General features: G+C 57.6%; 16 protein-coding genes. 5 read left to right on the top strand and 11 right to left on the bottom strand.

Annotation, left to right across the window (positions count from 1 at the left end):
- Position 1: 1 nt before the first annotated feature.
- The 11 genes from CVU60_07955 to prsT form a co-directional block, all read right to left on the bottom strand.
- Positions 2-1117, bottom strand: a complete 1116-nt coding sequence (locus CVU60_07955; GenBank protein ID PKN42143.1) for a glycosyltransferase family 2 protein — start codon at positions 1115-1117, stop codon at positions 2-4.
- Complete coding sequence (locus tag CVU60_07950) at positions 1114-2352, bottom strand: aminotransferase (GenBank protein PKN42142.1); 1239 nt, start codon at positions 2350-2352, stop codon at positions 1114-1116. The genes CVU60_07955 and CVU60_07950 overlap by 4 nt, the downstream gene beginning before the upstream one ends.
- A complete protein-coding gene (locus tag CVU60_07945; protein ID PKN42141.1) occupies positions 2349-3377 on the bottom strand; it encodes a FemAB-like protein in 1029 nt (342 codons plus the stop codon). Before CVU60_07945 ends, CVU60_07950 begins: the two co-directional genes overlap by 4 nt.
- Positions 3374-4270, bottom strand: a complete 897-nt coding sequence (locus CVU60_07940) for a polysaccharide deacetylase family protein (protein ID PKN42282.1) — start codon at positions 4268-4270, stop codon at positions 3374-3376. The genes CVU60_07945 and CVU60_07940 overlap by 4 nt, the downstream gene beginning before the upstream one ends.
- Before the next feature lie 80 nt (positions 4271-4350).
- Complete coding sequence (locus CVU60_07935) at positions 4351-5574, bottom strand: TIGR03016 family PEP-CTERM system-associated outer membrane protein (GenBank protein PKN42140.1); 1224 nt, start codon at positions 5572-5574, stop codon at positions 4351-4353.
- Positions 5575-5636: 62 nt separating this feature from the next.
- Positions 5637-6824, bottom strand: coding sequence for an ATPase (locus CVU60_07930; protein PKN42139.1), 1188 nt, complete (start codon positions 6822-6824; stop codon positions 5637-5639).
- Positions 6825-6832: 8 nt separating this feature from the next.
- Positions 6833-7633 (bottom strand): polysaccharide biosynthesis protein, encoded by an 801-nt coding sequence (locus CVU60_07925; GenBank protein PKN42138.1) that lies wholly within the window; start codon positions 7631-7633, stop codon positions 6833-6835.
- A gap of 36 nt (positions 7634-7669) precedes the next feature.
- Positions 7670-9139 carry a polysaccharide chain length determinant protein gene (locus CVU60_07920; protein ID PKN42137.1) on the bottom strand — a complete coding sequence of 490 codons (1470 nt, stop codon included), beginning with the start codon at positions 9137-9139 and terminating at the stop codon, positions 7670-7672.
- Positions 9140-9160: 21 nt separating this feature from the next.
- Positions 9161-10006, bottom strand: coding sequence for a sugar ABC transporter substrate-binding protein (locus CVU60_07915; protein PKN42136.1), 846 nt, complete (start codon positions 10004-10006; stop codon positions 9161-9163).
- A 2-nt stretch (positions 10007-10008) separates the two neighbouring features.
- Entirely contained in the window at positions 10009-11385 is a 1377-nt protein-coding gene (locus tag CVU60_07910) for a polyprenyl glycosylphosphotransferase (GenBank protein ID PKN42135.1), read from the bottom strand.
- 9 nt (positions 11386-11394) lie between these two features.
- A complete protein-coding gene (gene prsT / locus CVU60_07905; GenBank protein ID PKN42134.1) occupies positions 11395-14049 on the bottom strand; it encodes a PEP-CTERM system TPR-repeat protein PrsT in 2655 nt (884 codons plus the stop codon).
- Positions 14050-14728: 679 nt separating this feature from the next.
- On the opposite strand from prsT, the gene CVU60_07900 reads away from it, so the two are divergent.
- The 5 genes from CVU60_07900 to CVU60_07880 all read left to right on the top strand — a co-directional run bounded on the left by CVU60_07900 (position 14729) and on the right by CVU60_07880 (position 21899).
- A complete protein-coding gene (locus CVU60_07900) occupies positions 14729-15523 on the top strand; it encodes an outer membrane lipoprotein-sorting protein (protein PKN42133.1) in 795 nt (264 codons plus the stop codon).
- Positions 15524-15641: 118 nt separating this feature from the next.
- Positions 15642-17516: a hypothetical protein gene (locus tag CVU60_07895; GenBank protein PKN42132.1), complete on the top strand. Its 1875-nt coding sequence runs from the start codon at positions 15642-15644 to the stop codon at positions 17514-17516.
- Between the two features lie 176 nt (positions 17517-17692).
- Entirely contained in the window at positions 17693-18559 is an 867-nt protein-coding gene (locus tag CVU60_07890; protein ID PKN42131.1) for a hypothetical protein, read from the top strand.
- Between the two features lie 176 nt (positions 18560-18735).
- A complete protein-coding gene (locus tag CVU60_07885) occupies positions 18736-19635 on the top strand; it encodes a hypothetical protein (protein ID PKN42130.1) in 900 nt (299 codons plus the stop codon).
- Positions 19632-21899, top strand: a complete 2268-nt coding sequence (locus CVU60_07880; protein PKN42129.1) for an RND transporter — start codon at positions 19632-19634, stop codon at positions 21897-21899. Before CVU60_07885 ends, CVU60_07880 begins: the two co-directional genes overlap by 4 nt.
- The last annotated feature ends 3 nt before the right edge of the window (positions 21900-21902 follow it).

Raw genomic sequence — 21902 nt, 5'->3', positions numbered from 1 at the left:
CTTACTTCCCCCTCGGGTTCCAGGTCACGAATCTCTCGCCCTGGGCAAGCCGAAAAAGTCCCAGCAACGCGGCCCAATGCAGGATGAGAAACATCCACGCTGCGTGTGAAATGCCCTTCCGTCCCCGGAATCCCGCCCATGCCAGCAGGGCCAGGCCTGCCAGGCCGGACAGGACGAGAAGCTGAAAAACCCCGTTTCCCCCACCCGCGATGGCACTCGCAACCAGCACAGCCAGAAACGGCAGGGTCAGCCAGCGCAAAACCTTGTGCGAGACGAGCTGCCACAGAAATCCGAATCGCCCAGCCTGCAAAAGATCGCCGCTGAAGCGCAGGCAAAGCAGCCAGGACTGGGCCATGATGCGTGTCTGCCGTCTGAGCTCCGCCCCGCCGTTTTCTTCCCCCGCCTCGACCACCACGGCCGAAGGCTCGCTTATGGCCCGCTTGCCACGCAGGACGACCTGGATGGGATGCAGGAAGTCATTGATGTATTCCGGGCGCAGGGGTTCAAACAGCTCCTTGCGCAAGGCGTAGATCGCGCCGTCGGCGCCAACGATGGAAAAAAGTCCGCTCTCGCCGCTCTTGATCCACTCCTCGTATCGTCGGTACAGCCCCCCCGGAGTCTCGCACCCGTCCATGTCCGCATACACGCTGCGCCCACCGACCAAGCCGACATCTTCACGAGTAAAGGGCGCAGCCAGCTTGCGCATGCTGTCCGGACGGAACATGGAATTCGCGTCGGTGAAAACCAGAATATCTCCGGTGGCCTCGGTGGCGGCCCTGTTGATGGCCCGGGTCTTGCCCCCACGCCCGGACTGCCGCAACAGACGGACCCGCGCGGAGGAGAACTGTTCCACCAGGAATCCGGTGGCGTCGTCGCTTCCATCGGAGACCACCAGAAGCTCGATGCGGTCCTGCGGATAGTCGAGTTCCAGAAAATTGCGGATCTTGGCCGTGATGACACGCTCTTCGTTATAGACCGAAAGCAGCACACTGATGCTCGGAGGTTCGCCTCCAAGTGGTACGACCAAGCGCCTGTGGCCAAAGAATGCGACAAGCAACGGGTATCCGGCAAAGGCGTACGCAAGGGTCAGCAAGGAGAACCAGAACAGCGCGTTCATGCTGCAACCTCCTTGACGCCTGCGCAGTTCTGCGCAGGCAGATCCTTGAAAATCCGAACAATGGCCCCGATATCGTCACCGAGCACGTAGCCATGGGTAGGCAGGGTCAGGAGATTGGCGGCCAGCAACGAGGCCCCGGGATACTCCCCGACGAACGCCAGAAACGGAGCAAGCCCCGCAATGCGATGCAGAGCCAGGGGATAGGAGCGGGTCACACCCAGCGCCTTCGCCCTGAGCGCAAAATCCCTCGGCCAGGCACCAGAAATCGGCAGGATCGGCAAGCGCAGATACACTGGAGAGGTCCCGTCGGCCGGCGGCACGACACGTACGCCAGCCACTTCCCGCAGCCCTGAGCGCAGGGAAGCGGCGGTCCTCTGACGGGCAGCATTCAAATCGTCCAGCCGGTCAAGAACGCTTCGGCCTATGCCGGACCGCACCGCATCCAGACCTTCCAGACAAAAATCAGGGTCAAAAACCGAGGATCCGATCCCCAGAAACGGCAGGGATGCGGGCAGCCAGTAAGCCCGGGGATGAAGCATGACCATGAGCGCCAGGGCCAGGGCCAGACTCAGGACGGGACGGGCCCTTCCGCCCGCCGCAAAAAGCTCGGGCATGGCCTGAAGAGCGTCTGCCAAATCGTCGCGGTCGGTGAGGACGATCCCGCCGTCCACGGCGGTGACGTTCTTGCCCCGGCTCAGGCTGAAAAGCCCCGCATCGCCCATGGTCCCGGCCAGATCTGCCCCTGTCCGCGCGCCCATGGCCTGCGCTGCGTCATCCAGAAGAGTTGCGCCGTGTATGCGACACAGCTCGCGCAGCCCGCTCATATCCAGGGGATATCCAAAAAGATGACAGGCCACGACGCACAGGGTCTGGCCACTCATGCCCTTTTCCAGACTGACCATCTCCGGGGCCAGGGTCCGGGGATTCAAATCGTACAGTCCGACCTTGAGCCCGGCATTGACCACGGCAGAAGGCACGGAAAAGGAGGTGAAGGCGGGCAGGAGCACCTGATCCCGTTGCGGACAAAGCCTGTGCATGGCCCGCAGCGAAGCCGAGAGTCCGGCCCGGCCGGAGGTTGCAAAAAAAACGTGCCGGGCACCGAACCGCCGTTTCACTTCGCGCCGCAAGGATTCCGCGCCCTGGCCAGTCATCCACGCCCTGATCCCGGCCGCGATATCGGCGGGACGCAGCGGCGAAGCGCTCGGTGGCAGCATGCGCAAGTACGGGGCGCTCATGGGATGTCCCGTACGATCAGGGGTCCGAGGGTGCGGGTCATGCCCAGGGGCAGGCGTTGCCACAGTCTGATGGCCAAGGAAAACCTGGGGTTGCTGTTGCTCAGGTTCGGCAGCTTCGCATCCGAAGACAGAAGGTAGTGCCACTGCAATATTTCGGGCCTTGCTCCCCATTGCTCCTTGAACCTGAACGTCCCGGAACCGATGGATGAGCGGCCGAGATCAAACCGGCGCAGCCCCAAACGCAGGCCATGTCGAATGGATTCCCAGTACATGAGATTGTTGGGACAAAGAGAATTGTAGTCCCGGATGGACGAGGCCCAGGGAATTTCCAGAGTCTGGCCATGCCAGTAGAGCAACCCGGCGGCGATGGCCTCCCCCTGCCTTCTGATCAGCACGAACCGCGTCACGCCAGGCAGACCGGCCAGGATGTTGGCAAAAAATGAACGCGCGTACACGGGGGTGCCCAGATCCCTCATGTTGCGCACGAACACGTTGTAGAATTCGTCCAGCAGCTCTTCCTCGCCCCAGACCGTCTCCAGACCGGCTTTTTGCGCCTTGCGAACCTGGTTGCGGACCTTGGCCTTGAAACCCGTCCACATCTCCTCTTCGCTTTGATCCAGGGCAAGCACCATGACCACCTTGTGCCGCCGGGCGGGCAGATCCGGATTCACGGCCTGGGTGTGACGCAGCTCCACGTGATGCGCGCCCAGCCGGGAACGCAATTCCCCGGCGGCTTCCAGCAGGGCATGGCTTGAGGCCTGATCCCGGCAGAGCAGCCCGCCGTAGGTCACAAAGGGCAGGGAGACCAAAAAATTGCCAAAGATGCTGCGCATGTGGACCAGCGGCAGAACCCCGGTCATGACACCGTTTGTCCTGGCAACCAGAGAATGGGTTTCATGCCCGAAGCTGCGCTCCAGAATGGTCCGCCAGGCGTGGCTGTGATACCCCGCCGCGCAAGGCATGGATGCAACAAAGCGGTCCCAGTCCGCGGCTGCGCCCCGAAAGGTTTCCGTGCACACGCTCATGGCTGCGAAACCTCCAGGCCGACCTCGCATCCGCTTTCATCGCCGTTCTTCCCGGCCAGCCCCAGGACCTTGACCATGGTGTCGAAGCGCAGCCCGCCCAGAAGACTGCGGACCTTGTCTTCCGTCGTGTCCAGATTGAGATAGTGCCGGAAGCGGGACCTGAGCCGGGCCTTGATCCGCGGCTGGTCAGGATCCAGTTCCCAAGGGTGGAAATAGAGAACCACGGGCTGCTGCTCCGCGCTGTTGATGCTGCGCATCCCCCAGAGCACAATCCCTGCCGGGAGCAGGCGCAGATAGCCCCCCCCGGCGATGGGCAGGACAATCCTGCGACCCGCGAAGTTCACCGCCAGGGTAGTCAGGGGGAATTCGCGGATGCTGCCGCCGGGACGAACGATGTCGTACGGAAATCGCTGGGAACCCGGGATGCCGTAGTTGTCGTGTACAATGGGAAAGATGCTCGAATCATAGGCAAAGCCCTCCTCGATGAGGATGTCCAGGGCCCACATGGATTTGCTGGTGATTGAATAGCTCGGTGCCCGGTAGCCAAGGACAGGGGCCCCGATCAGATCCTCGAGCAGGGCCTTGCACCTGCGCACGTCGACGCGGAAGGTTTGGGGCTGCAGGTTGTAGACGAGTTCGTGGCCATACCCATGACAGGCCACCTCATGACCGCCGTTTGCAATGGCCTGCACAACGGCTGGATAATGCTCCGCCACCCAGCCCAGGACGAAGAATGTGCCTGACAGGGAAAATTCATCAAGCAAGTCCAGCACCCGCCGGGTGTTGCTCTCGACACGGGACGGATAAATCATCCAGTCCTGCCGCCTCACAACGCCGTCAAAGGCTGTGACTTGGAAATAATCTTCCACATCGATGGTCAAGGCGTTTTTCATGTATCCCCATTCATCGTTACAGACCTTTCGCGCTGCAAGCTCTGCCGTCATCGTCATCCTGTCCCGCTCATCGCCTCCGCCTAGAAGGTCATTGAAAGCTGCACTCCGACCCGATTGACCTCATAGTCGTCCTCCTCGTCGTCCGACGAGGAATCCTTGAAGCGGTACCAGCAGCCGAGTTTCATGCGTTCGCTCAAGGCATAGTTCAGCCCGATATTTGCGTACAAGCGCCGCGTGTCGTCATCCGAACGATTCTGAAAATCATGGATCAAGCCCATGGAGACGGTCATTCGTTCGCTCAGCTCATGGGACAGGTTCAATCCCAGCAACGTTCTGCGCACCGTCTCCCCGTCCCCGACTTCATCACTCCTGTCTTCGTATTCTTCCAACGTGGAGAACACGCTGCCCGTGGTTCGCGACCAGGTCTTGCTCAACCGCAGAGTGCCGAACCTTCGTTCATAGGTCTCACCCGTTTCCGGATCGTCCTCGAAGGACACTCCCGTGCTCAGGTGCAGGAGCACGGCCCCGAAATCATGATCCAGTCCCGCATCCCAGAACAGGCTTGAAGAGCTGGTGTCGCTATTCCGATAGCGGGTATGCTGGGGACCGGCTTTCAGGTACGCCACCCCATTTTCTGCGTAGGCATAGCGGCCGCCGAGGTAGGCTATGTTGCGGTCCAGGATCTCGTCTTCCCAGAGTTCCTGGGTATAGGAGTAGCCGCTGAGCAAGGCGGTCTGTCCTGAGAGTTCGTATTCCGCGTCCACGAAACCCCGATGGATGTTCTTGGTGTCCCGGTCATCCTCGTCATACCAGATGTTGCTGTAGGCGTAGCCGACCTTGGCCTGGCCGCGCTGCCCGAACCGTGGGGTGAAAAACGGGGAAAAGGTGAAGATGTTCTGCTGCAGCTGGTCGATAGTCGAGTCGTCTTCCAGGGCTTCGCCGCGTGTGCGATCCTGGTTGACCATCCGATAGGTGTCGCGGACGTCCAGAAAGAAAAACCCGTCCCATGCATCCAGCAGGCCATGAAGCATGGCGTTGTGGTTGAATTCCTGATCCCGGCTCCCGGAAGCGTAATGATGCCATGCCCCGCTGTAGTTCGTCTCCAGCAGTGTGCGCGCCCCTACATGTTTGTAGCTCAAGCCGGGGCGGACGGTTGTCACGAAATCATCTTTGCCGTGGCGCTCTTCCCTAATGTTGTCGTTATACTCTTCGCTCACGCTCAAGGATGCCTGCCACTCGGGCTCTGCCCAGGCAGGAGACCCGGCTGTCATCAGAAAAAAGGCTGCGATCAGATAGTTTTTCATGGTGCGGTCTCACGTTGAAGTGCGGATAAAAAAGGCCCGTTATGTCCCGAGGCCTGTTGCAATCAGTTCCCCCACAGGTAATTCCAGATGCTTCGCATGGCCCCGTTGCGTTTCTTCACATCGACCTTGACCGGCAGGGGATCGAACTGCTGTACGATTTCGCTGCGCAATTGCTGCTGCATCGATCGCAGCTCCCGGATTTTGGTCTCCAGGGAGTTTTCCAGCCTGTCCATCCGCTCCTGCATGTCGAGCAGGGCCGCATGATCCCAGACGGGCATGAATTCCAGTTCCTCGATACGCTTGTTCATGGATCCGATGACGCTCAGGATTCTGGCTTGCGCGGCCGTATTCCGGGCCACGTCAGTGGCGTCACGTTTCTCTTCGATCGGTGCAGGCCTTGCGGCGATCTCCGGTTTTTCAAGCGGCTCCGGATTCCAGTACTGAGCCTCGAAGGAAAGATCCGCTGCCAGTTCGTGGATCACGCTTCCCTCTATGTTCCGGGTCTGGGAAGAAAACGCATCGATCATGATGTAATCGCAGAGGATGTTGACGAGCCGGGGAATGCCACGGCTGTATGTGGCGATGGCCTCCACGGCGTCATCGTCGAAGACCAGGGCCGTCTTGTTGCCGGCCTTCTCCAGGCGGAAAAGAATGTACTCACGGACCTCCGCTGCGCTAAGAGGCTGCAGGTGGCAGTTGATCTGGATACGCTGCCGCAACTGCAGGAGACCGGGCTGAGCCAGGATTTCACGCAACTCCGGCTGGCCGACAAGAATGATCTGCAGAAGCTTGTCCCGGTCCGTCTCCAGATTGGAGAGCATGCGCACCTCTTCCAGGATCTCGGCGGAAAGATTCTGGGCCTCGTCGATGATCAGCACGGCCTGCCGGCGCTGAGCATATTGTTCGATGAGAAAATCGTTCAACTCCCGCAGCAACGTGGCCTTGTCCCGACCGTCTGTATCCAGTCCGAAATCGCCGTTGATCTGCATCAAGAGCTGCAGGGAATCGACACGGGTGTTGAACACCTTGGCCAGAACACTGTTCCGCAGCTGGGACCGGATCATGTTGCGGATCAGGGTAGTCTTGCCGGACCCCACTTCGCCGGTCAGAAGAATGAACCCCGCCCGCTCCTTGATCCCATGCGTCAGATAGGTCAGCGCCCGCTTGTGAGCCCGACTCGGATACAGGAAGTCGGGGTTGGGAAGAAGATCGAAGGGTTTCTCGCGCAACCCGAAGAATGCTGTGTACACGGGACAGGCTACTCCGCGTAATAGTAGGACGACCTGCTCTGCAGATGCGCCCCGTTGTAGACAATGCCCAAGACCTTCTGATCCAGGGCTTCGATGGCCTCCTCGATCTGATCCAGGCTTGGCATCCCCTCCTTCACGACCAGAATCACACCGTCGACGATGCTCGCGATGGATCGCGTCTCGGCAAAGGGCAGCACCGGAGGGGTGTCGACTATGATGTAGCGGTCCCCGTATCGTATCTTGATTTCCCGAAACAGATTGCGCATGGCGTCGGAAGAGAAGAGCTCCACCGGATTGGGTGTGGGCGTGCCCGCTGGCAGCACCGAGAGCTTGCCGATACCTGTCTTGACCAGCAGTTCACCCACGTCCAGGCCTTCACGCATGCAATCCGAAAGCCCCTTGCACGCGCCCAGACCAAGATACTTGTGCACGGCAGGACGCCGCAGATCGGCATCGACGAGCAGAACAGTATGGTCGTACTCGCCAGCAAGGCTTGCGGCCAGATTGACAGAGGTCATGCTCTTGCCCTCTCCCGCGGTGGAACTGGTCACGGCAATGAGGTTGTCGAAACGTTCGCGCTTGGTCATCTTGATCAACGCCTCCTTAAGCTTGCGATACTCCTCCGCCATGGGCGACAGAGGCGCGTTGATGACCACCATGGTCTCCTCGGCCAGACGGACTCCGCCGACGCTGGTCGACTCGCCCATGGGTACCCGGACAATGCCGGGCCCTGCGGCCATGTTTCCCTTGCTGTAAAATCCGGCTTGCATTCCAGCCGCCTTGGCCAGTGCGTCCTCGATTCTGCTCATTGGTTTTAAGTGTCCTCTCGTATTCAGGTTTCGAAACTACAACCAAAGGTCTCGCGCCCGTTCAAACAGCGCGTCGATGGGTGACTTGCCCAGGGCTTCCATGACTCCAATGCTCACCAGCATGAGAAAATAGAGCGCTGCGCCTGACAGGAAAATACGATCCCCTCTCACGCGCAATCTCTCTTCTTTCGGCTTGGGAATGGATGGCAGAACGGCCAGCACCCGGTGGTTGAGGGACCGCAGGTCAGCCAGGCTCTCAACCGATCCGCGCATTAAATATGGCACCATGATGACGGCTATGCCGATTCCGATTCCAGCCAGGACCGACAAGAGCATGATCGAAACACGCTGGGGACTGACTGCGGTGTCGGGCAAGACGGCTGGATCCACGACCCGAAAGTTCATGGACTTGTTTTCCATTTCCATTTGTTTGGAAACTTCAGACTGGCCGTAACGGGTCACGAGCTGGCTGTAGATCAGGGTCTCGTTTTCCTTCTTGCGCAGGAGTTCGTTCAAACCCGTGCGGAGCGCGGGAATCCGGCGCAGAAGCGCTGTCTTTTCATCGATGGTTGCGAGCCCGGCCGTTTCCTGAAGCGCGATGGCATCGATCTCAGCCTGGATCAGGGTTTTGGCCGCGCCCCCCGAATTTCCAACCATGCCGCCCGACGGACTGGTTTTCACCGCCCTGATCTGTCCCTGCAGCCGGATCACCTTTGGATGCTGGTCCGTATAGGCCGTCAAAAGCGCTGCCAATTGGCGCTCCATATCGGCCAGATGCGCGGAACGGCCCGTTCCGGAAGGCAGGAGCTGCAACTTGGTCTCAAGCTCAAGCCTGCGCGCCCGAACGGCCTCCAGCTTTCTCTGGGCATCGGCAATCTCGAAACGGATGGTGGTCTCGTCCGTCGCCAGCTGAAGGCCATGCTCGGCTTTGTACTGGTTGATCTCCTCCTCCACGATGTCGAGGCGCTTCTTGAAGCTCTCTATCTGCTCGGATAAAAAGCGGGTCGCTTCCAGGGACTCGTCCCGCTTGGAGGCCGTATTGGATTCGATGTAGACTTGAGTGATGGTGTTGACGAAATCACGGGCATAATGTGGATCGCTGTCCTGAAAGGAGATGAAGAAAATCCCCCGTTTTTCATCCAGCCTGATGGATATCCGCTCCCGCAAATCCTTGATGTATGCCTCCCGGGCCATGTCGGAATCAAACTCAACATCCTTATCCAGAATGCGCATAACCTTGGAGAGCGTTTCCCTGCTCAGCATGGCCACGGTCAAAACCTTGATCTTGGCCTCCATGGACGGCGTGGTGGCAATGCCCTTGACCAGTTCGCTGATAACGCTCTGCTCGATGAAGACCGTAGACTGCGCCTCGTACTTCCTGGGAAGGACATAGCTGGTTACAACACCCATGGTCATGACCAGCAGAGCCACGACGACCACGATTCGCTTGCGCTGCAGCAAGATCCGCGCGTACCTTTCAAATTGCTGATAAAGTTCATGATTCATGTGTGGCTCCGCTCCTGCTGCCTAAAAAAAGCTTTCCGCGGCAATGATGTAGTCTCCGCGGTGCAAGACCACGTTTTGCGACAAATCGCGGCCCTCGGCCAGATCCTGGGCCCGTACTTCGATCCGCTTCTCCGCGCCGTTCTCCCGCCGGACCACGACCGTGTCGTTCTTCTTGGCGAATTTGTTGAATCCGCCACAGGCCAGCAGAGCATCGAGCACCGTCATTCCATCAGTGTAAGGCAACGCCTGGGGCGTGTTCACGGCACCGACGACATAGACATACGGTTCAGGCAGGGCCGGAAAGACGATGACGTCGTTGTTGCGGAGGACAAGGTCCTGCTTCAAGTCCCCGTTGCGCAGCAGAAGGTCGAAATCCCTGTCCATCCGGACTCCGTCGCGCATGACATGTGCTCCATGCAGGTCGGCCCGGGCCAGATCCATACCCGCCAAAAGATGCAGGAGCGAAGTCTTCTGTTTCAGGGGATAAACGCCCGTGACAACGCCTCCGCCGATGATGTAAACTTTGCTGTTCTCGATGCCGACCATGGACACCGTGACCATCGGTTCCTTGACCAGGGCCGAGAGTCGGTTGGCGATCTCCTTTTGCAGGGCTACGGGGGTCAAGCCCTCGGCCATGATCTCTCCGGCTCCGGGGAGGGAGATACGGCCGTCGGGACGTACGAGGGCGGGAACCGTCAGGTCCGGCTCACCCCACACGAAGACATGCACGCTGTCTCCAGCGCCGATGACGTACTCCTCCGCAAACCCTGTCCCGCCAAGAAGTAGCGTAGCGAAAATAAGCACAGCAACATTGATCATGAAACATTTTTTCCAAACAATGGATACAACTCCGGTATCAGACAACATTTCTACCTCCCTTTTCCAAGCAATACGACTTTGAATGTTTTTATTACAATGTATAAATCAAGAATTATTGATATATTTTTTATATAATACATATCATATCGAAGCTTTTCGATTGCATCTTCTATGGTAGAACCATATGAATATAGCACCTGTGCCCACCCTGTCAGCCCAGGCTTAACGTAATGGCGCTCTGAATAGTACGGAATCACTTTCTTCAATTCGCTTACGAACTCAGGGCGTTCCGGCCTGGGACCGACCAGGCTCATGTCGCCCTTGAGGATGTTGAGCAACTGCGGAATCTCGTCCAGACGGGAACGACGCAGGAAGTTGCCAACCTTCGTTATGCGCGGATCGTCCTTCTGGGACCAGACGGCCCCGATCCCTGCTTCGGCATTCTCGCGCATGGTGCGGAACTTCATGAGTACAAAGGGATTGTCGCCCCGGCCGACCCGGACCTGCCGGAAAAGTATGGGACCGGGGGAATCCAGCTTGATGGCGAGGGCGATGAGCGGCAGCAGCGGCGACAGGCAGATCAGACCGACGCTGGCGGCAATCAGGTCGAAGACGCGCTTGCACAGACGCAGCATCCAGTTCACCTTGAAACCGTGGCTGAATATGAACCAGCTGGGCGAAATATTTTCGATCAGCAGCTTGTGCGTCGCGCTTTCGTAGAAGGAGGGGGCGTCCATTACCTCGATCCCCGCCATCTTGCAGTTGAGGAGTTCCTCCACCGGAAAGAAGCCCCGCCGCTCGGCCAGGGCGACCACGACCTTGTCAGCCCCGAAATTCTGAGCCAGACGCAACAACCTGCCGATCCTGTCCGGAGCCGTTTCGTGCCCTGCCTTGCCTTCTGTCGGGGGAAACACCTCCGACGTACAGCTGACCCTGCCCAGCATGACATAACTCTCCCGGTTGGCGAGCATGAACTCCTCCATCTGCTCGGCCAGAGGGCCGTCCCCGACGATAAGCACGCGCTTGAGCACTCCGGGGATGACCCGGCGATACTTGGCGAACAGGAATTCGGCGGACTTGAGCCCGGCAAAGACGCCAAGCCCCAGCGCGACAAGGCGGATTTCGCTACCGAGCACACCCGACGACATGTCCACGACATAAAGCGCTGCCATGCTCAGCGAGGTCGCCACGGCCTGATAATACAAGGCCTTCGGCGCTCTCGGCCGGCGACCCGTGAACCAGAATACCGACCATACCGCGACTGAGGGCAGGATCGTGATGACCAGAACGCTGCTGGCTCCCCGAACGAATTCGAAGTCCCCGGACAGCGACGAGACGGACGGCGCCAGAATGGCCAGAGACGCACTCAGGGCCAGCAACGCCCAGACGATATCATGGGCAAGATTGCGAAATATCAATGGTGACATGCTTCCTCCCTACTTCCCGCTCAAGGTGCGCAGTAGTTTTTCGGCGTCCTCGCGTTCCGCGAAATCGGTCTCGGCCAGAGCCACTCCAAGGGTTGCTCTGGCCTCGCTTGTTCGGCCCAGTTCGGCCTGGGCCAAGCCCTGATGATAGAGGATCCCGGGATTGCCCGGGGCAAGAAGCAAGGCCCGCGCGAATACACCCAGAGCCTCCTCCGGGCGTTTGTTGCGGATCAGGGCGTAGCCGAGAGTGTCGAGAATGGCGGGGTCATTGCTTGCGAGAACAAAGGCCGCCATGGCCAAATTCACGGCCTGAACACTTTTCGTCTCGTCATCAGCCCAGATCATCGCCAGATTGTTCAAGGCGGGGACATGGTTGTGCCGGGCCTGAACGGCCTGGAGATACATCCTGGCTGCTTCGTCATTCCTGCCCAGCATCTGCAGAGCCATGCCCTTCCCGGTCAGGGCATGAACGTTGGTGGGGAATTGCGCCAAAACCTGATCGAAGGTGGCAATCGCCTTCTTTGCCTCCCGGCCACGCAGTTGAAACTCGCCCAGCACGACGCCGATCTGACCGTTCAAGGGTTCCAGCGCCCATGCCTTGACCAGCAAGTTCTCTGCCTCCGTCCGGTCCTTGCGCAACCCGAGAATATTCGCCAACGGCAGGCAGGCCTGAGCCTCGTCCGGCTTCAACTGCATCAGGCGCCGAGCACTTTCCTCGGCTTTGTCCAGATCTCCGGCAGCCATCCACGCCCTCATCCGCTCCACAGTCCCGGCATAGGGGTCGATCTGTTCAAGCTGGCCGTACAAGGCCATGGCTTTGTCCATCTCCTTGCGTGCGACATGCAGCTTGGCCATGCCCTGGACAAGGACCATGTTCTTGGGTTGCTGCGTTCGTTCCTCGTCCAGAACCGCCAGGGCCTCGTCGCTTTTTCCGTTTCGTTGCAGAAAACTCGAAAGCATGAGGATCGCCCCGGTGTCCTTCGTGGCGCGTGCTTTTTCCAGTCGAACCCGGGCCTCGTCGAACTTCCCCTGTTTCTCAAGGACCGCCGCCGAGGCAATGAGGGCGCGCAAATCGTCCGGAGCATAACCCAGAGCCAAGTCATACTGCGTAATGGCCTCATCGGGCTTGTTCCGGAAAAGCTTGGCAATGGCGCCGTGATAATAGGTCTGGAGGAAAGCCGGATCCGCGGCCCGTGCCTTGGCCAGATACTCCTCGGCCCCCTCGGCGTCCTTGCGCCCCAGCGAAGCCTTGGCCAGGGAGTTGTAGAGCACAGCGTCGTTCCTGCTCCCGTTCAGGCCTTCGCTCAGCACGGCCAAAGCCTCGTCCGTCCGGCCATTTCTGAAATAATACGAGTGCAGAGCCATGCGCGCATCAACGCCCTCGGGCGAAATCTTTATCGCACTCATCAAATCGTCCTCTCCGCGAGAATCCCCCAGGGAGAGCTTGAGCAGTCCCGTTTTAAGCAGCAATCCATAATGGGATGGCGCCAATCCGATCGCCAGTTCGAGTTCGGTCAGCGCTTCATGGGCCTTCCCCTGAATCATCAGGGCATCGCCCTTGAGAACATGGCCGCGAAAATCATCCGGGCTCCCGCTGATCAGCTTTTCAGCCACGACCATCGCCTCCGGTCCACGCCCCTGACGCAGAAAGATCTCGCCTTGCATGATCCTCGCCTGCACGAAGCCGGGACTGTAATCGAGCACGGTCTGGAATTGGGTCACCGCCAGTTCCAGATTATCGAGGTTGTAATAGACAAGACCCAACAGGTAGTACGTTTCCAGATCAGGTTTGATGCGCAGGGATTTGCCGAGGTACGTCGCGGCCTCGTCGAATTTGCCTTCGCGGAAGAGATACAGCCCCATGAGCCGGTGCCCTTCGGCGTTGTCGGGGTAATCTCTCAGCATGGCTTCGGCCGACGCCTTGACCTTCTCCCCTTCACCCCTGTTCATGAGAAGGCTGCCTTCCTTGTAGCGGGCAAAAAGATCGGAGGGATAAATGGAGGAGATGCGGGAGTACACATCGAGCATGGCTTCGGGATCCTTCTCCTGGGTCTCAAGCTGCGCCAATGCGTGCAAAGCCGTCCGGTTGTCGGGTTCCTGGACCAGCAATTCTTCGAGCATCGAGCGGGCTGCGCCCCTGTCTCCCTGAACCATGAAAATCTGAACCAGGCCCAACTTGGCCGAAATCCGGCCGGGCTCGACGGCCAGGGCCCTTTCCAGATGCTCCCGAGCGCTGGCGGGATCTCCGGAGATCGTGGCCGAAATGGCCAATTGCTCCAGGGCGGCGGCATCATCCGGATGATCCTTCAGATAGGCCATGATCAGGGGCACGGCCTCGGCAGGCTTGTTCTGAAAATTGGCGATCCGGCCCAGCTGAAAATTGACTCGTCCGTCATAGGGATTCTGCAGCAGAACTTTCTGAAACTCCCGCTCGGCCTGATCCATCTTGCCTGTTTCGATATAAGCCAGTCCGAGGTTGAATCGCGCAGCTACAAAATTGGGTTCCTTCTCCAGCGCATTTTTATAATGGACGATCGCCCCATTATAGTTGCCTTGCTTGAAAAGGGCCTCCCCTTCGGCGTTGAGAGATTCGCTGGTATGCCCCTTGCAGCCTGCAAGTCCGACGCAGAGCATGAGCACAATCGCGAATACGGCAGATCTGATCATTCTTCCTCCGTCGAACGATCCTTTTGAAAAAGGGATCGCTCCGTATGCTGAATAATTCGCCTTGGTCGGGACTGAGAAGCCAGTCCCAAACGAATTGACCGCGCCCGGGCGACAGGAATCTGGAAATGTATCCGCTGCGCAGAACAACGCGGACGTCATCTTCAAAAGCGCCGATGATATCCCTGCGAACATTTGCCATCAGCCTCGACAGAGGCATGGCTGACAGTCACCCGTCGCCTGTCGAGTCTACCTTGAGCAAGTTCAATGCCCGGAGGTGAAAAGCCTGCTTAATTTTAATTTATGACATAATTCCAAGAGGATAATTAACAAAAAGCGGATTTCGCGGAGGGCGCTGGAGCATACAGAAGTGTTGCACGCAGCAGAAGTGTTGCATCAACATGTAACAGATATAAAATCTTCATTTTCATGTCCGCATGTTGCACTGCAATGCAACACAAAAATTGACTTCAAGTGTTAAAAATATCTCGATTTAATGTCGAAAAAATTTACACTTTAGCGAAATTATCCGAAATAATTCACTGTAAAGATCTAGATCACAGCTGTTGCATCTAAATTTTTACACTTCTTCCAACATATCATTGACACTTCAAACAATATCACTGAAAAATGTTGGATATGGAGGAGACCAGAAACAATCAATAATCCGTGAGCACCGATCATGCATACCCATACCCTGATCCCGAAATATTTCCTTGTCTGCTCGATCCTTATCTGGGGTTTTGCACATCCGGCCGTCCCGGCCCACGCCCAGCCTTCAGGCCAGGAACTGGCCCAGTTGGTCCATGACCGCTACGTGGGCGACAACTCCGTCTCCCGCCAAACCATGGAACTCATTCCGGCTGAGGGACAAAAGCGCGTTCGCCAGTTGAACGTTTCCGTCCTGGAAAAAAACGGTGCACGCTCAACCCTGCTTCGCTTCACGGCCCCTGCGGATATCCAGGGGACAGGCTTTCTGGCCGTCGAGGACGGCCAAGGGGGGACGGCCCAGTTCCTCTATCTGCCAGCCCTGAACAGAACGCGACGCATCGTGGCTGGGCAAAAGAGCCGCAGCTTCGTGAACACCGATTTCACTTACGAGGACATGGAGCGAAGACCTGTTGATGATTCCGAACACACCATTGTTGGCGATGAATCCCTGAACAAGGTACGGTGCTGGATCTTGGAGAGCCGCCCCAAAACAGGCACAAACTCCCAGTACACCTCGATCCGAACCTGGGTGGCCCAGGATATGCTCCTGCCTTTGCGGGTGGATTTCTTTACCGGCGGCGAGACCCCGGTCAAACGCTACGCCGTGCTCCAACTGGAGAACATCCAGAACATCTGGACCGAGACCAAGGTGGTCATGGAAGACCTCCCTTCCGGCCATAAAACAACCCTGGAGACAACAAGTATCCAATACAATACAGGAGTATTGGACAGCATGTTCACACAACAGGCTCTCGAGAGATGGTAAAATCAAAGCATATACATACGTATAAATTTCTCCACCCCATGAACATGCTCAATTTTTCTCCATTACTGAAAAAAAATTGCGCACAAATTGAAGCGCAGTTCTGGGAGATCCGAAACATATGAAAATTCGACAAAAATGGTCGCCCTCATCTTGCAGAGGGACGCACCGCCAACCCGGATCAACCTTGCCGCCTTTTCTGCACGCCACCCTTCTGCTCATATCGTTCCTCTTCCCGATCCCGACCTCTGCAAACACGTCTGTCCTGGTATCATCTTTCGACCTGAGCCCGGCTGACGCGCCGCAAACCCTGGTCATCCATCTGTCCAGGGCACCCCGGGACGTGCGCTCTTTTGTACTGGACGATTCCAAGCGCCTGGTGCTCGACATCACCGAGGCACGGCTTTCCGGCCCGGCCACCACGCTGCCCGCCCGGCATCCATTGCTCCTCCGCGTCCGCGCGGCCCAATTCAACCCACAGACCGTGCGCGTGGTCCTGGACTTGAAACGCGACGCGGCACACCGGATCGACACGATCCCCGCAAGCAAGGAAAGCGCCGCCCACAGAATCGTGGTCAGCCTGGCTCCGATGAATCCGGCAACGCCATTCCCGGAGCCCGCTCTTCCCACCCCGCCACCGCAGGCCGTCGAACCCGGCAACGGAAAGGTTCATCCGGCATACCCCGTGGCCTTGGCAGGCATAGACGGCGCTGCTGAGAATAAAATCCTCACCTTTGCAGACTCCAAAGCTTCAGACGAGAACCAGGAAGAGCTTTCACCCTGGGGGCGGTTGGATATCTCGGGGTTTCTCCTGGCAAAAATCGCGCAGGAACTGCATGAATCAGGAGACCCGGAACAGGCGCGAAACTTCCGCAACACGGTCAGGCTTGAAGGAAAATGGACTCCGCCTTTGTCCGGCAACGATTCTGCAGCCGCCCCCGGCGCATCGACCACCTTTCTCCTGGCCTCGCTGCAGTCCGACTACCTCTGGTTTGGCCCCGAACATTCAACGGACGAATATGATCTGGATCTTTACGAAGGCTATCTCTTCCACGCCACCCCCGACTGGGATCTGCGTTTGGGCAGGCAGATCGTGCGCTGGGGCAAGACGGACCAGATCAGCCCCGTGGACAACGTCAATCCACAGGATATGCGGGAATTTTTTGTCCCGGAACTGGAAGACCGCAAGATTCCCAACTGGATGGCCAGAATGCGTCTGTTCCCCGGCGACGTCACGCTGGAAGGCATCTTCATCCCCTTTTTCGAGGAAAACGAATTCGACTTCTCCGGGACCACTTGGGCTCTCCTGGGCAATCAGCCGAGCGAACTGAGAATCAAGGAGTCCAAGCCCGGCAAGGGCCTGGACAACGCCGACCTGGGCCTGCGCACCTCCGTATCGCTGGCGGGATGGGATGTGGCAGCGAGCTACCTCTACGCCACTGAAAAATCGCCCCGCCTGCGCTTTGACCCGGCCAATCCCGCAGGGCCCACCCTGCATGCCGACTACCAAAGGCAACACATCTGGGCCGTGGAATTTGAAACCACCGCAGACAAATTCGGATTTCGGGGCGAAGGGGCCTATTTCGACAAACAGACCTTGAACACGGAGTCCCTCGACTCTGTGGCCAAACCCGTACTCCATTATGTTCTGGGGGTGGATTATCTGGGCGAACAGGACTGGTACGCGAACGTACAGATCTCGCACCAGCACGTGTTTGAATACGAGTCCAGCATTCTGTTCCTTCGGCGCGACAATTTTTACTTGAACGGCGAGATCAACCGCGAATTCTGGCGGGGAAACGCCATGCTGAAGTTGCGCTATGCCCTTGATCTGAGCGACGGGGGCTCGTTTCTGACGCCGGAAGCCATCCTGAGTTACTACAAAAATCTCGAATTCACCTTGGGCGCAAACGTCTTTTTCGGCCCGGAAGACTCCCTGTTCGGCCGCTACCGGGACAATGACCAGATCTTTTGCAAAGCCAAATATTATTTTTAGATAAAAAACGCACTCCACCTGCGCCGCGACCTTCGGGGACACGCAACACTTCAGCCCCGGCAGCTCGCGGCGAAGATATTCGCCGACAAGAGCGGCGCTATCATGCGTTCCAAGCGAACCAGTGATAGCGCCGCTCTTGCGAGCAACACACTAAAACACATTTGTCTGGAGATATAATGACACTTGAAAGACATAGATGGCTTAACTTCACAAAATCGATCACGCTGGAAAAAGAATACTCTCCTCAAGCCGATGAGATTGACTATCTGTTCAAGGTTGCGGATTCCGCATGTGAACTGCTTGAATCCTACCATCTCTTGTATCATGAGTATGTACAGGCTGGATATACAAAGGAAAACAAAAACGAGATATTGGTCACAAAGCACCATTTGCTTCCCAAAACAACGGTCCTTTTAGCCAAGTCAGAAAACACCGTAATATCCACCGCAACGCTTGTTCCCGATTCCAGTCAGTTCGGCCTGCCCATGGATGACTTGTTCGGCAAGGAACTTGCGTCGCTGCGCAGGCAGCGGCGTAAGGTGGTGGAAGTGTGCTCTCTGGCGTCCAACACGCAGAGATTTTCGAGAATCGGCATTCACAATTTCACCAGACTGCTCTTTCTGTATTGCGTATTCCAAGATGTCGACGATGTCTGCGTGATGGTCAACCCGAAGCATGTCCCCATTTACAAGAGGCTCTGCGACCTGGAAATCTTCGGAGATGAGAAGCACTACCACAGGGTCAACGCGCCGGCCGTGGCGCTGCGCGCGAACGTTGCCACCGTGCGGGATCGACTCGGGGAGAGCGGTCTCATGGCCTCATACCGCAACACCCTCAACTCTCACTACCTGTCCCTGCGGATCGCCCTCTGCGATCGTATCACCGGCATCTTCAAAGACCTGGACTTCCCCCGGTTCCGCCTCGCCCCCCTGGACACGAGCCTTATCAACCACATCCTGTCCGACGTCATGGACGACGTGAAGGATCTTTCCCTGGAATGCAAAATCCTGCTCCGGAATTCGTACCCCGGCCTGCAGATCTGATTCCCCCAAACCTGTTTCAGGCATGGCATATGCAGTGATCATTAACGCCTCTACAAACGCCGCTGCCAGGAGGAAACCATCGCGAGCAGAGTCGCCTGCTTTTTGTCACCAGGGCCGTGACGCGAGCCGCGTCTGCTTTTCCTCTTTTTTTTCATGCTCGCGAATATGGAGAACCCATGACCGATCTCTCCGAAAATACGCGCCAGGACCGCCGAAGATCCGTCAGACTTCGCCGCTCGGCCATGCTGAGGGCCAAGATGGACGAAATAGACCGACCGAACATCAAGATTGCGGAAAACCGCGATGAGTGGTCTCAGTCCTTCGCCCTCGTCTACAGGGAATACCTTGCCTCGGGGTACATCCAGCAGCCGCACTCTTCGGAAATGCATCTCAGCATTTACAATCTGCTGCCGGCGACGTGCGTTTTCATTTTCAGGACCTATGTCACAGTCATATCCACCCTGACCCAAATCTTCGACAGCAAACTCTTTGGATTGCCCATGGATGTACTGTATAGGCCTGAACTCGATTCACTGCGATCCAGAGGAAGAATGATCACCGAGCTATCAGCCTTGGCAACGCCCAGAGAAACACGCTGGTGCAATCTCATGGTGTTCCTTTCAAAGACGATGTTTGAATATTCAATGATGAACAAAATTGATGATATATGCATCATGGTCAATCCGAAGCACGTCAATTTCTACAAGACCATGTTTTTGTTCGAAAACTTCGGGGAGGAACGTTTTTACCCAGGAGTTGGCGCTCCGGCAGTCGCCTTGCGCATCAACATGGATCACATTGAAGACAAGGTATCGGAAAAATACAAGGATTATGATGTAGATGACAATATCCACGAGTTTTTCTACAAAATGAAAAGTACCTTGGTGGAGTTGAACAACGGCTGGACGTTCTATGATAAAAGGCCTCCCATGAGTGAAGAGGATGCACGGTTCTTCTTCGAGTCCCGACAGGAACTTTGCGAGAAGCTGTCCCCGTGCCAAATGGAACATCTGACGCAACTCTATCCATTCCTGAAACGCATCAGCTCATTCTCCATGCGCACGGGCCACCCATGAAGCACATCGCCAGCCTGGTCACCCGCGCCCCCATTCTCTGCCTTTTGCTGGCCCTGTGCTTGGCCGCCCCGTTCCTGCTCCAACTCCCCGGCATCCAGACTGTGGACAACGTGGATTATTTCACCGTCGAGGACGATCCGGACGTCGCCTTTTACCAGAGCATCAAGGATACCTTTGGCGACGACGAATTCTTCGTCATCGCCTTTTCCAGTCCGGACCTGTTCACGCCCCCCCTCCTGCACATGATCACAGCCATCACGCAGGAATTGGAAAGCATCCCCGAAGTTCGGGAGGTGCAGAGCCTGGCCAATGTGGACTACATCCACGGCGAGGAGGAATATTTCGAAGTTCGCCCCTTCCTGGAGCGCATCCCGGAAGACGCACCGGGACTCGGCATCCTGCGGGGGCAGGCGTTGGGCAATCCGCTGTATGCCGGCAACCTCATCTCTGCCGACGGGGAGACCACCGCCCTGATCGTCTTTCCCAGAATACCCGACACAAAGGACGGGAGCTTTCGCAAGAGGCTCATCAAACAAACCGAGGCAGCGCTCTCTCGACACAAAGAACTCGTCGACCGTTTTCATCTGGCCGGCTGGACCATGACCAACTTCAGCCTCAGCCAGTACATGAAGTCGGATGTGGCCGTATTCATTCCGGTGACCTACCTGTTCATCACCCTGACCATCTGGCTCTTTTTCCGCAATCTGCGCCTGACCCTGCTGGCCCTGGTCAACATCTCCGCGTGCACGGGGGCGACCATGGGGCTCTTCCCCCTGCTCGGCATTACGCTGAACAACGTGACTACCATTGTCCCGCCCCTCGTCATGGCCCTGGCCCTGGCCGATTCCGTGCATATTTTCGCCCACCTGGACAAAAAACTGCTGGATCATGAGCACTCTCCCGCCAAGGCCCTGGAGATCATCCTGCAACGGGTCATAACCCCCTGTTTTCTGACCAGCCTGACTACGGCCGTAGGCTTCATCTCCCTTGCCGTGAGCGACATCCCGCCGATCAAGGAATTCGGGTATGTGGCTTCGCTGGGGATGATCTTCGAGTTTGTATTTTCCTTCATGCTGCTGCCGCCGCTCATGCTCATGTGCAGGGCAGAAACCATATACACCCACCAGCGCATGGATGTCGGCATAGGGGCTTTTCTGCACCGTCTCTCCACTTTCGTGCAGACGTATGCCCGTCCCGTAACCATCCTGGTCGCGATTCTGGCCCTGGCCGCGCTGTGGGCCGCCTCGACGATCCGGGTCGAGACCAACTTGCTGGAGTACTTCAAGCCCTCTAGCCCCCTGCGGCAGGAACTCGCGTACGTCGAGCCACGTCTGAGCGGAGTCGGCACGGTGGATATTTCCGTCAAGGCCGGGGAGAGGGACGCCTTGCGCGATCCGGCCAGGCTGGCGATGATCGAAAGGCTGCAAGCCTTCGCCCTGACCCTGCCGGGTGTCGACCGGACCATGTCCTTTGTGGATTTCCTGAAGGACATGAACATGTCCTTTCACAACGAGAACCCGGATTTCTACGTCATCCCCGAAAGCCGGGAACTGGTCTCCCAGTACTTGCTGCTCTACGACTCCGATGAAATGGACGAATTCATCACTCCGGAATACGATCAGGCCCGCATCCTGATCCGCATCTCCGAACACAGCTCCGCAGGCCAGGACAAACTCATACGCGCCCTACGCGCCTTTATCGACCAGAACGAACACGAGGGCCTTCAAATCCGGGTCACCGGCCGAGCCGTACAGGACGTGAACACCATCGACGCCTTGGTCCGGGGACAGGTGGAGAGCCTGGCCCTGGCTGCCGCCGTGATCACGGTCATCATGTTCCTGGCCCTGCGCTCCTTTGTCGCCGGGGCCCTCAGCCTGATCCCGAATACACTGCCGATCATTTTCAACTTCGGGACCATGGGATTGCTCGGAATCCCGCTGAACACATCCACAGCCCTGATTTCCGTCGTTGCTCTGGGCATCGCTGTAGACGACACCATCCATTTTCTGACCGATTACAACCGGAAGCGCGCCGACAATCTGCCCATGCGCGAGGCTTTGCGACGATCCATCCTGGAAAAGGGTCTGGCCATTTCCGCTTCATCGCTGATCCTGGTCATCGGCTTCAGCGTGCTTCTTTTCAGCAGCTTCGTGCCCACCATGAGCTTCGGAGGCCTGAGCGCAGTGATCATGATCACTGCCTGGATCAGCGATCTGATCGTCCTGCCGGCGGTCATGCTTTCCTTTGACGGCAGGAGCGGGTGACAG

It is taken from the genome of Deltaproteobacteria bacterium HGW-Deltaproteobacteria-18, from assembly GCA_002841885.1.
Classification (GTDB): Bacteria; Desulfobacterota; Desulfovibrionia; order Desulfovibrionales; family Desulfomicrobiaceae; genus Desulfomicrobium.
Note: the sequence above shows the minus strand (reverse complement) of the source record. Positions and strands in the feature narration are given on the sequence as shown.